Origin of the sequence: Nocardiopsis eucommiae (assembly GCF_965344335.1) — a bacterium.
In the GTDB taxonomy this organism is placed as follows: Bacteria; Actinomycetota; Actinomycetes; order Streptosporangiales; family Streptosporangiaceae; genus Nocardiopsis; species Nocardiopsis eucommiae.
The window spans coordinates 1-11,587 of record NZ_CBDRIY010000073.1 but is presented as its reverse complement, the minus strand read 5'-3'; the positions used below and the strand labels follow the sequence as shown (position 1 = coordinate 11,587).

The 11,587-nt window shown below is 70.1% G+C and carries 9 protein-coding genes; 6 read left to right on the top strand and 3 right to left on the bottom strand.

The window, feature by feature from the left end:
• Window positions 1-105 precede the first annotated feature (105 nt).
• Together ACRWK8_RS26545 and ACRWK8_RS26540 are read right to left on the bottom strand one after the other, a co-directional pair.
• A complete protein-coding gene (locus tag ACRWK8_RS26545) occupies window positions 106-1,356 on the bottom strand; it encodes an ABC transporter substrate-binding protein (protein WP_378742059.1) in 1,251 nt (416 codons plus the stop codon).
• A gap of 436 nt (window positions 1,357-1,792) precedes the next feature.
• On the bottom strand, window positions 1,793-2,218 hold the full coding sequence (locus ACRWK8_RS26540) for a PaaI family thioesterase (protein ID WP_378742057.1): 426 nt from the start codon (window positions 2,216-2,218) through the stop codon (window positions 1,793-1,795).
• Between the two features lie 117 nt (window positions 2,219-2,335).
• On the opposite strand from ACRWK8_RS26540, the gene polA reads away from it, so the two are divergent.
• The 3 genes from polA to rpsA all read left to right on the top strand — a co-directional run bounded on the left by polA (window position 2,336) and on the right by rpsA (window position 7,506).
• Complete coding sequence (gene polA, locus ACRWK8_RS26535; RefSeq protein ID WP_378742054.1) at window positions 2,336-5,095, top strand: DNA polymerase I; 2,760 nt, start codon at window positions 2,336-2,338, stop codon at window positions 5,093-5,095.
• A 30-nt stretch (window positions 5,096-5,125) separates the two neighbouring features.
• A complete protein-coding gene (arfB, locus tag ACRWK8_RS26530) occupies window positions 5,126-5,569 on the top strand; it encodes an alternative ribosome rescue aminoacyl-tRNA hydrolase ArfB (protein WP_378742052.1) in 444 nt (147 codons plus the stop codon).
• 437 nt (window positions 5,570-6,006) lie between these two features.
• Window positions 6,007-7,506 carry a 30S ribosomal protein S1 gene (rpsA, locus tag ACRWK8_RS26525; RefSeq protein WP_378742049.1) on the top strand — a complete coding sequence of 500 codons (1,500 nt, stop codon included), beginning with the start codon at window positions 6,007-6,009 and terminating at the stop codon, window positions 7,504-7,506.
• Between the two features lie 83 nt (window positions 7,507-7,589).
• On the opposite strand, the gene ACRWK8_RS26520 is transcribed toward rpsA, so the two are convergent.
• The gene (locus tag ACRWK8_RS26520) at window positions 7,590-7,955 is read right to left on the bottom strand and encodes an iron chaperone (protein WP_431873190.1); all 366 of its coding nucleotides are present in this window, start codon (window positions 7,953-7,955) and stop codon (window positions 7,590-7,592) included.
• Window positions 7,956-8,029: 74 nt separating this feature from the next.
• Here ACRWK8_RS26520 and ACRWK8_RS26515 point away from each other — a divergent pair, with 74 nt between their 5' ends.
• The 3 genes from ACRWK8_RS26515 to uvrB all read left to right on the top strand — a co-directional run bounded on the left by ACRWK8_RS26515 (window position 8,030) and on the right by uvrB (window position 11,494).
• Window positions 8,030-8,527 carry a GNAT family N-acetyltransferase gene (locus ACRWK8_RS26515; protein WP_431873189.1) on the top strand — a complete coding sequence of 166 codons (498 nt, stop codon included), beginning with the start codon at window positions 8,030-8,032 and terminating at the stop codon, window positions 8,525-8,527.
• Window positions 8,528-8,560: 33 nt separating this feature from the next.
• Window positions 8,561-9,163: a dephospho-CoA kinase gene (gene coaE / locus ACRWK8_RS26510; protein ID WP_378742042.1), complete on the top strand. Its 603-nt coding sequence runs from the start codon at window positions 8,561-8,563 to the stop codon at window positions 9,161-9,163.
• A 237-nt stretch (window positions 9,164-9,400) separates the two neighbouring features.
• Complete coding sequence (uvrB, locus tag ACRWK8_RS26505) at window positions 9,401-11,494, top strand: excinuclease ABC subunit UvrB (protein WP_431873188.1); 2,094 nt, start codon at window positions 9,401-9,403, stop codon at window positions 11,492-11,494.
• The last annotated feature ends 93 nt before the right edge of the window (window positions 11,495-11,587 follow it).

Genomic DNA, 11,587 nt, shown 5'->3' with positions numbered 1-11,587 from the left:
CTCCTCCCCCCCCCCCCCACCCCCGGACGGTTCGCTCGGTGTGTGGAGAGGGGCCTCTCACTCAGGGACGTGGTGGTCCGTGGTGGGAGACGCGGTCATCCGTCGTCACTCGTTGACGGAGTACTCCTCGAAGCCGAGGGTCTCGTAGCCCTCGTCACCGAAGTGGAAGACCTCGAAGGTGGCGGAGGTGGGGTCGCCGTTGTCGTCGAAGTCGATGTTGCCGCTGGTGCCCTGGAAGTCGATCTCCTCACCGTCGTTGAGGAGGTCGCGGCACTCCTCGAAGGTTCCGCACTCGGTGCCGTCGGGGCGGCTGATCTCGGGCAGGTGCTCGACGTAGTCGGCGGGGGTGACGGATCCGGCGGACTCGGCGGCCAGGGCGATCGCGGTGACGCAGTCGAAGACCTGCGGGGCGAACTGGAAGACGTCGAGTTCGGGGTCGAAGGCGCGCAGGCCCTCGTTGAACTCGGGGTTGTCCGCGCCGGGGGCGACACCGGTGACGCCGGTGACGACGTCGGGGTCGTCGGCGTTCACGGTGGTGCCGAGCTCGGGGTCGTTGAGGCCGTCGGTGATGTAGAGCTGGTCGCCCTCGATGCCGGACTCGATGAGTTCGGCGATGACCTGGGCGCCCTCCTGGAAGGAGATCAGGGCGACGGCGTCGGGCTCGGCGCCGGAGACGGCGTTGACGACGGAGTCGAAGTTGGTGGCGTCGGGGTCGTAGTTCTCGGTGGCGACCACGTTCGCGCCGAGGGCTTCGAGCTCGTCCTCCACGGCGCCGCGGTAGCCGTCGCCGTAGTCGTCGGCACGGGCGACGATGGCGATGTCGAAGGCGCCGTCGTCGACCATCTGGCGGGCCAGGACGGGGCCGGAGAGGAGGTCGCTGGGCGCGGTGCGGAAGAAGTACCCGTTGTCGTCGATCTCGCTGAGGTCGGGGGCGGTGTTGGAGCCGGAGCACTGGACGATGCTCGCGGCGGTGACGGTGTCGTAGCTGGCCTGCGTCATGGCGGAGGCGGCGGCGCCGATGACGGCGTTGACGTCCGCGGAGACGAGGTCGTTGGCGGCCTGGTTGGCCTGGGCGGCGTCGCCGGCCTCGTCGGCTTCGACGATGGCGGGGACGTCGGTGCCGAGGATGCCGCCGGCGGCGTTGATCTCGTCGATGGCGTACTTGGCGGCGGTGATCTGGGGCGGGCCGAGGAAGGCGAGGCTGCCGGTCTGCGGGTAGAGGATGCCGAAGGTGAACTCCTCGCCGGAGCCGTCACCTCCGTCCGCGCTGCCGCCGTCTCCGTTGCCACACGCGGTGAGCCCAAGAACGAGGGCCGCGGTTGCGGCAGTGAGGCTCAGGAACTTCTTGCTTGCCATGTTCGTGGTCACTCCGTTCAACCGGCTGGTCTGCGCAGCCGTGCCGATAGCGCTTTTGCGTCCTGTTGCCCGTTATGTGTGGCATGACTTAATCAGGAGCGTTAGCGGAGCTTAATCCGGTATCGGGTTCCGGTGGAAGCTGCGAGCGCCGGTTGCGTCTCACTCGCCTTCTGCTCGTTATGAGTCTGTAGCCGTGTGGCGGGGTGTGACTGGACGGATGCCGGGTGTGGTGGGGGTTGGGGTGGCCGGTTGTCGTGGCGTGGGGGTGTGGGGGTGGCGGTTCGTCCAGCGTTCGGGGTGGCGCGGAGGCGTTAGGCGGGCTTCACTCCTGGCGGGGGTGTGCCTAACAGGGGAGGGGGTGTGTCTGACAGGAAGGGGAGGATGCGCCCGGAGGGGGAAGCCGGGGCGCCGACGGGACGCCCCGTCCCGTCTCGCCCTACTGGGGAGCGTCGCGCAGCATGCAGGTGAGGCGGGAGGTGCAGACCTTGCGTCCCTGGTCATCGGTGATGGTGATGTCCCAGGTGGCGAGGGTGCGACCGAGGTGGACCGGGGTGGCGACCCCGGTGACGTGCCCCTCCAGGGCGGAGCGGTGGTGGGTCGCGTTGATCTCGATGCCCACGGCGACCCGCCCGAAGCCCTGGGCGTGGACGGTGGACCCGATGGACCCCAGGGTCTCCGCGAGGACGCAGGAGGCGCCCCCGTGCAGCAGCCCGAAGGGCTGGCGGTTGCCCTCGACCGGCATCCGGCCCACGACGCGCTCGGCGGAGGCCTCCGTGACCTCGATGCCCATCCTCTCGACCAGGCCGTCGGTGAGCGCCCCGGAGTCCAGGAGCTCACGCATTCCCTCGGCGTCAGTGGTCATGGTGTTGCCTTCCGATCCGGTCAGGTGGCCCCGTAACCGGTCGAACCGACCGGTCCGGGGCGGTGTTCCCGTGGTGATGGCCGCGGGGTGTCCGTAGCGCATCCTAGGATTCGTTCTGTGGTGACCAAGCGAGAGACCCCTGAACAGACATCCCAGGCCGACGGCGGGCGCGCCCGGCTGCTCCTCCTGGACGGCCACTCGATGGCCTTCCGCGCGTTCTTCGCGCTCCCCGTGGAGAAGTTCGGTACCAGTACCGGGCAGTCCACCAACGCGGTGTACGGCTTCGCCTCCATGCTGGTGAAGCTGCTGCGCGACGAGGAGCCCACGCACGTCGCGGTGGCGTGGGACCTGTCCGGCCCCACCTTCAGGGACGAGGAGTACGACGGCTACAAGGGCGGCCGGTCGGAGACGCCGCCGGAGTTCCCCTCCCAGGTTCCGCTGACCCAGGACCTGATGCGGCTGATCGGTGTCGCGAACCTGTCGGCGCCCGGCTTCGAGGCCGACGACGTCATCGCCACGCTCGCGCACCAGGGCGGGGAGGCCGGCATGGAGGTGCTGATCGCCTCCGGTGACCGGGACGCCTTCCAGTTGGTGACCGAGAACTGCACGGTGCTGTACCCCGGCAAGAGCCTGTCCGACATGCGCCGGATGGACCCCGAGGCGGTGGAGGACAAGTACGGGGTCTCACCGGAGCGGTACCGCGATCTCGCGGCGCTGGTGGGGGAGAAGGCCGACAACCTTCCCGGGGTGCCGGGGGTGGGTCCCAAGACCGCCGCCAAGTGGATCACCAAGTTCGGTTCCCTGGAGGAGCTGGTGGCCCGCGCGGACGAGGTCCCGGGCAAGGCCGGGCAGAACTTCCGCGACCACCTCGACGACGTCCTGCGCAACCAGCGGCTCAACAAGCTGGTCACCGACGTGGAGCTGGACACCGGGGTGCGCGAGCTGGGGATGGGCGAGGCCGACCGGGCCGGGGTCGACGCGCTCTTCGACAACCTGGAGTTCGCCTCCAACCTCCGCGAGCGCCTGTACGCGGTGATCCGCGCGGGCGAGGGCGCGGAGGCCGCCGAGGAGGGCGGGGCCGGCGAGGGCTTCACCGTGGACGTGACGGTGGCGGCCACCGGCGGGGTGTCCGCCTGGATCGCCGAGCACGCCTCCGCCGAGGCGCTCACGGAGCACGCCCCGGCGGGGTTGGCGATCGACGGCGCCTGGGGCGCGGGGACCGGGCGGGTGGACGCGCTCGCCGTCACCGTCCCGAGCGGGGCCGCGCTGTTCGTGGACCCCACCGTGCTCGACGCCGCGGACACCGAGGCGCTGGCGGGCTTCCTGGCCGACGCCGAGCGGCCCAAGGCCGTGCACGAGTACAAGGGAGCCCTGCTGGCGCTGGGCGCGCACGGCTGGGACCTGAACGGGGTGATCAGCGACACCGCGCTGGCGGCCTACCTGGCGCAGCCGGGGCAGCGCCGGTTCGACCTCGCGGACCTGTGCCGCAAGTACCTGGGCCGGGAGCTGGAGGAGGACACCGACGGCGCCCAGATGACCCTGGACCTGGGGGAGGAGGGCGGCAGCGGGCGCGGGCACGGGCTGGCCGTGCGGGCCGCCGCCACCCGGGACCTCGCGGGCGTGCTCGCCGCGGAGCTGGACAAGCGGGGCGGCACCCACCTGCTGGCCGAGGTGGAGCTGCCGCTGGTGGACGTGCTGGCCCGGTTGGAGCGCGCCGGGATCGCCGCGGACCGCGAGTACCTGGAGGGTCTCCAGGGGGAGTTCGCGTCGGCGGCGCGCGGCGCGGTGGAGCGGGCGCACGAGATCGTGGGCCGGGAGTTCAACCTGGGTTCCCCCAAGCAGTTGCAGCAGGTGCTCTTCGAGGACCTGGAGCTGCCCCGGACCAAGAAGATCAAGACCGGCTACACGACCGACGCGGACGCGTTGGCGTGGCTGGCGGAGCGGACCGAGAACGAGCTGCCGGGCGTGCTGCTGCACCACCGGGACCAGACGAAGCTGCGCACGACGGTCGAGGGCCTGATCAAGACGGTCTCCGACGACGGGCGCATCCACACCACGTTCAACCAGACGGTGGCGGCGACGGGGCGGCTGAGCTCCACGGAGCCCAACCTCCAGAACATCCCGGTGCGCACGGACGTGGGCCGGCGGATCCGGCGCGCGTTCGTGGTCGGTGAGGGCTACGAGGAGCTGCTCACCGCGGACTACAGCCAGATCGAGCTGCGGATCATGGCACACCTGTCGGGCGAGCAGGCGCTGATCGACGCGTTCAACAGCGGGTACGACTTCCACGCGCACATGGCGGCGCAGGTCTTCGACATCGAGGTGGAGGAGGTCGACGGCGAGGCGCGGTCCAAGATCAAGGCGATGAGCTACGGGCTGGCGTACGGGCTGAGCGCCTACGGCCTGTCCCAGCAGCTGGGTATCACCCCGGAGGAGGCGAAGAGGCTCATGGAGGACTACTTCGCCAACTTCGGCGGGGTACGCGACTACCTGAACCGGGTCGTGGACGAGGCCCGCAAGGTGGGGTACACGGAGACGATCCTGGGGCGCCGCCGCTACCTGCCGGACCTGACGAGCGACAACCGCCAGCGGCGTGAGATGGCGGAGCGGATGGCGTTGAACGCGCCGATCCAGGGTTCGGCCGCCGACATCATCAAGGTGGCGATGCTCCAGGTGGACGCGGCGCTCACCGAGGGCGGGTTCCGTTCCCGGGTGCTGTTGCAGGTGCACGACGAGCTCGTGGTGGAGGTCGCCCCGGGAGAGCGCGAGGCGGTCGAAAACCTCGTGACGCACGAGATGGGCTCCGCCTATGCTCTGCGTGTTCCGCTGGGCGTCTCGGTCGGCAGCGGGCAGAACTGGCACGACGCCGCGCACTAGGACGCGGCGCTGAACTCGGAGGTGGGGACGGTGGCGGGGCAGGATGAGACGACGGCCGGTCTGGCCGTGGGGCCCGTGACCGTTCCCGCCGACGCGTTGACGTGGCGGTTCTCACGGTCCTCGGGGCCGGGCGGGCAGCACGTGAACACGTCGGACACCCGGGTGTCGCTGTCGTTGGACGTGGCCTCGTGCCGGGCGCTGGGAGCCACGCGGCGGGCCCGCGCCCTGGAACGGCTGTCGGGGCGTCTGGTGGACGGGGTGCTGACGGTGTCGGCGCAGACGCACCGTTCCCAGGTGCGCAACCGGGTCGAGGCGCGGGAGCGGTTGGCGGCCATCCTCGCGGAGGCGATCGCGCCCCCGCCGCCGGAGCGGCGCGGTACGCGGCCGAGCCGGGCGTCCAAGCGGCGCCGACTGGAGGCCAAGCGTCGGCGGGGTGACGTGAAGAAGTCGCGTTCGCGGCCTCCGATGGACTGACGGACGTCCGGAGAAGCACGCGATTCGGACTTTTTTCCGGATGTTCCGCCCCCGCCCCGCCGGAGCGGCTCGCGGGGTGCGTCAGCCCCTGGCAGACATGGCCGGGGGCCTGGTTGATCTTCCCCGCCCCGCTCGGGTAAATTGCGGCCACGACAGCCTTGTACGGTGCCCTCTCGCCGGATTCCGATTGACCTGCGCGCTCTCGTCTCATATTCTGGCGTCAGCGTTGTGGGTTCGTGCGGGCGTCCGCTGTCTCCGGTAGGGGGCAGGAGGGTTGCACCGCTTCGGTCTCCACTCTGGACCGGCGGCTGGCGGTCACGGACGGCTCGTTCCGTACATGTGACCTTCGCTTCTTACTTCTGGACTGCGGATCGACGGGCTCGAACCTGCGGCGTGCCCATTTCCTGTTCCTGTCCGTATCCGGAGTCCACCCACAAATGACGAGCAGCACCGAGGCCACCTCGACACCCCAGGTAGCGGTCAACGACATCGGGTCCGAGGAAGCCTTCCTCGCGGCGATCGACGAGACCATCAAGTACTTCAACGACGGTGACATCGTCGAGGGCACCATCGTGAAGGTCGATCGAGACGAGGTCTTGCTCGACATCGGCTACAAGACCGAGGGTGTCATCCCCTCTCGGGAACTGTCGATCAAGCACGACGTCGACCCCGGTGAGGTCGTTGCCGTCGGCGACCAGGTCGAAGCCCTCGTTCTCCAGAAGGAGGACAAGGAAGGCCGTCTGATCCTGTCCAAGAAGCGCGCTCAGTACGAGCGGGCCTGGGGCACGATCGAGAAGATCAAGGAAGAGGACGGCGTCGTCACCGGCACCGTCATCGAGGTCGTCAAGGGTGGTCTCATCCTCGACATCGGCCTCCGCGGCTTCCTTCCGGCGTCCCTGGTCGAGATGCGTCGCGTCCGCGACCTTCAGCCCTACGTCGGCCGCGAGCTCGAGGCGAAGATCATCGAGCTGGACAAGAACCGCAACAACGTGGTCCTGTCCCGTCGCGCCTGGCTGGAGCAGACCCAGTCCGAGGTTCGTCAGACGTTCCTCAACACCCTCCAGAAGGGTCAGATCCGCAAGGGCGTCGTCTCCTCGATCGTCAACTTCGGTGCCTTCGTGGACCTGGGTGGCGTCGACGGCCTGGTGCACGTCTCCGAGCTGTCCTGGAAGCACATCGACCACCCGAGCGAGGTTGTCGAGGTCGGCCAGGAGGTCACCGTCGAGGTTCTCGACGTGGACATGGAGCGCGAGCGCGTCTCCCTGTCGCTCAAGGCGACCCAGGAAGACCCGTGGCAGCAGTTCGCCCGGACCCACCAGATCGGTCAGGTCGTTCCCGGCAAGGTCACCAAGCTCGTCCCGTTCGGTGCGTTCGTGCGCGTCGAGGAGGGCATCGAGGGCCTGGTCCACATCTCCGAGCTGGCCGAGCGCCACGTCGAGGTGCCGGAGCAGGTCGTCCAGGTCGGCACCGAGATCTTCGTCAAGATCATCGACATCGACCTCGACCGCCGTCGCATCAGCCTCTCGCTGAAGCAGGCCAACGAGAGCGTCTCGCCCGACCAGGTGGACTTCGACCCCACCCTGTACGGCATGGCCGCCGACTACGACGAGCAGGGCAACTACAAGTACCCCGAGGGCTTCGACGCGGACAGCGGCGAGTGGCTCGAGGGCTTCGAGGCCCAGCGCGACGAGTGGGAGCGCAGCTACGCCGAGGCGCAGGCCCGCTTCGAGGCTCACCGCAAGCAGGTCGAGGAGGCGCGCGCGGCCGAGGCCGACGCCGCCAACGCCCCTGCTCCGGAGGAGGACGAGGAGGACTACACCGGTGGCGGGCAGAGCGCCGGCGGTTCGTCGTCCAGCTCGGACTCCACCAGCGGCGCCCTGGCCTCCGACGAGGCTCTGGCCGCCCTCCGCGAGAAGCTCGCGGGCGGCGAGGCCTGAGGGTCTCCCGCCGGGCTCCGGCCCGAGTGACGCCTGAGTGAAGGGCCGTCCCCACCCACGGGTGGGGGCGGCCCTTCCGCGTGTCAGCGGGCCGGACCCCGGGTCGCGGCGGTCGCTCGCAGCAGGTCGCGCACGAGGTCGAGGTCGACCGCCCCGGGGCTCCGGAAGCGCAGACACCCCCGGCCCATGTCCTGGTCCGCGAGCCGGTCGGCGAGGGCGGCGGTGACGTCCTCGCGCATCAGATAGACGGAGACGTGCCGCTTCTGGCGGGCGAAGGCCACCTCCAGGACCCCGTCCCTGCGATAGCCGGGCATCCCGTACGCCATCACCTCCTCGAACCCCGCGAGCTCGTCGCGGCACAGGTCCCGGAGACGGCTCAGCACGGCCCGGTCGGGTTCGGGAAGTTCCGCCAGATAGGCGTCCACATCGACTGCGTTGCTGCTCACCATGGGTCAAGGCTACGTACCGGGGGCTAGGGTTGCCTGGTACCCGCCGAGGGCGGGGACCCAGTTGAGGAGGCGACGTGTTCGACATCCACCCGGCCACCCCCGACGACGCCGGTGAGATCTTCACCCTGCAACGTGCCGCCTACGTGGACGAGGCCCAGGCCTGCGGGGACCCGTTCATCCTGCCGCTCACCGAGGGGCTGGCCCGGATCGAGAAGCTGCTCGCCGACGCCGACGCTGTGGTGCTCAAGGCCGTGGTCGGGCACCGACTGGTCGGGGCGGTCCGGGCCGGGGTCACCGAGACCACCGGGGTGGTGGGCCGCCTGGTGGTCGCCCCGGACATGCGCCGACGAGGGATCGCGGGGGACCTGCTGACCCGGGTCGAGGACGACCTGCGCGAGCGCAGGCCCGAACTGACGGCGCTCACCCTCTTCACGGGGGCGCAGAGCCCGAGGAACCAGCGCCTGTACCGGACCCTCGGATACGCGGAGACCCACCGCGAGCGGGTCGCGGAGCACCTGGTGATGGTGCACATGCGCAAGGAACTGGACCGGGTGGTCGCGGGGTCGGCGTGACGCCCCACCACCGGGCCCCCTAGGGTGTGGCCCATGCTGAAAGTGGGTCTCACCGGCGGTATCGGTTCGGGCAAGAGCGCGGTCTCGTCCGCGCTGTCCTCCTACGGTGCGGTGGTGATCGACGCCGACGCCATCGCCCGCGAGGTGGTCGCGCCCGGAACACCGGGGCTGGCCGAGGTGGTCTCCGAGTTCGGTGACCGGGTGCTCGCCGCCGACGGAAGCCTGGACCGGCCCGCGCTGGGCGCGATCGTCTTCGCCGACGAGGCCCGCCTGGCCAGCCTCAACGCGATCGTCCACCCCCGGGTGGCCGAGCGCAGCGGACAGCTGATGGCGGAGGCCGAGGCCTCCGGCGCCAGGGTGGTGGTCTACGACGTGCCCCTCCTGGTGGAGAACGGGCTGGAGTCCCTCTACGACGTGGTGGTCGTGGTGGACACCCCCGACGACCTCCGTGTCGAGCGGGTCTCGCGTGACCGGGACATGCCCGCCGAGCAGGTGCGGGCCCGGATCGCCGCCCAGGCCGACCGGTCGACCCGCCTGGCCGCCGCCGACCTGGTGGTGGACAACTCCGGGAGCCGCGAGGAGCTCGCCTCCCGTGTGGCGGAGTTGTGGCGTGAACTCCTGGAGCGCGCCGACTAGGCCCCTGCGTCCCGCCCGCCCCGTCCGCTTCCGTGCCCTCCCCGTGGCCCTGGGTGGCCACGGGACGCCTCGCGGCGGCGGGTGGTGGGACGCGTACGCACCGACGTCGACGATCCGGTCCGGGCCCCGTGGGAGGGGTTTCCGGGGCACCGGGATGTCGTGGGCGGTCTGTAGCGTTGGAGGAAGGGACACGTGGGCGAGGGAGCGGCCCGACGTTCGTAGGGGAGAAGAGGGCAAGTGCGACCGGTCAGTGACATCAAGCGCAGCGAGGCACCCTTCGAGGTCGTCTCGGAGATGACCCCGGCGGGGGACCAGCCCCGGGCGATCGAGCAGATCACCAAGAGGGTGCGGGAGGGCGACCAGCACACGGTGCTGCTGGGCGCGACCGGTACGGGCAAGACGGCCACGGTGGCGTGGACGGTGGAACAGCTCCAGCGGCCCACGCTGGTGATGCAGCCCAACAAGACCCTGGCGGCGCAGTTCGCCAACGAGCTGCGGCAGATGCTGCCGAACAACGCCGTCGAGTACTTCGTCTCCTACTACGACTACTACCAGCCCGAGGCCTACGTTCCGCAGAGTGACACCTACATCGAGAAGGACTCCTCGATCAACGACGAGGTGGAGCGGCTGCGGCACTCCGCGACCAACTCGCTGCTCACCCGGCGGGACACGATCGTGGTGGCGTCCGTGTCGTGCATCTACGGTCTGGGCACACCGCAGGAGTACGTGGACCGTATGGCCCAGCTCGCGGTGGGCATGGAGGTGGACCGGGACGACCTGCTGCGTCGCCTGGTGGAGATGCAGTACACGCGCAACGACGTGGCGTTCACACGCGGCACGTTCCGGGTGCGCGGGGACACCATCGAGATCATCCCGGTCTACGAGGAACTGGCGATCCGCATCGAGATGTTCGGTGACGAGATCGAGCGGCTGCTCACCCTGCACCCCCTGACCGGCGAGGTGCTGGGCGAGAGCGAGGAGATGTTCATCTTCCCGGCCTCCCACTACGTGGCCGGTGAGGAGCGCACCGAACGCGCGATCGGCACGATCGAGGCGGAGCTGGGCGAGCGGCTGACCGAGCTGGAGGGCCAGGGCAAGCTGCTGGAGGCGCAGCGGCTGCGGATGCGCACCACCCACGACCTGGAGATGATGCGTCAGCTCGGCACCTGTTCGGGGATCGAGAACTACTCGCGGCACTTCGACGGCCGTGACCCGGGCAGTGCCCCCAACACGCTGCTGGACTACTTCCCCGAGGACTTCCTGCTGGTCCTGGACGAGTCGCACGTGACGGTCCCGCAGATCGGTGCCATGTACGAGGGCGACGCGGCGCGCAAGCGCACCCTGGTCGACCACGGCTTCCGGCTGCCGTCGGCCATGGACAACCGGCCGCTGAAGTGGGAGGAGTTCACGAAGCGCATCGGGCAGTCGGTCTACCTGTCCGCGACGCCCGGCAAGTACGAGCTGCGCCAGTCCGGTGGCGACGTGGTCGAGCAGGTCATCCGCCCGACCGGGCTGGTCGACCCGCAGGTGGTGGTCAAGCCGACCGACGGGCAGATCGACGACCTGGTGCACGAGATCCGGGAGCGCGCGGAGCGCTCCGAGCGGGTCCTGGTGACCACCCTGACCAAGAAGATGGCCGAGGACCTCACGGACTACTTCGCGGAGCTGGGCATCCGGGTGCGGTACCTGCACAGTGAGGTGGACACGCTGCGCCGGGTGGAGCTGCTGCGCGAGCTGCGGGTGGGCGAGTTCGACGTCCTGGTCGGTATCAACCTGCTGCGTGAGGGCCTGGACCTGCCGGAGGTCTCGCTGGTGGCGATCCTGGACGCGGACAAGGAGGGTTTCCTGCGTTCGGAGACCTCGCTGATCCAGACGATCGGCCGCGCGGCGCGCAACGTGGACGGTCAGGTGCACATGTACGCGGACAACGTCACGGACTCCATGCGGGCCGCGATCGACGAGACCACGCGGCGCCGGGACAAGCAGCTGGCGTACAACGCGGAGCACGGGATCGACCCGACGCCGTTGCGCAAGCAGATCGCGGACATCCTGGACACCCTGAACCGCGAGGACGTGGACACCGAGGAGCTCATGTCGACCGGTTACCGCCAGGGCGCCCAGGCCGCCAGGGCGCCGGTCCCCGCGCTGGGTGAGCGCGCCGACGTGGCGAACATGCCGCGTGCGGAGCTGGCCGGGCTGATCGACCAGCTGAGCACGCAGATGCACCAGGCGGCGACCGACCTCCAGTTCGAGCTCGCGGCCCGGCTGCGGGACGAGATCGGCGAGCTGAAGCGGGAGCTTCGGGGGATGGACGCGGCCGGGTTGAAGTGACCTCGGCGGGTACCGGTAGGGTGCCGGTCAGGCCCTGTGGCGGGGGGGGGGGGGGGGGGGGGGGGGGGCGGGGGGGGGGGGGGGAGGGGGGGG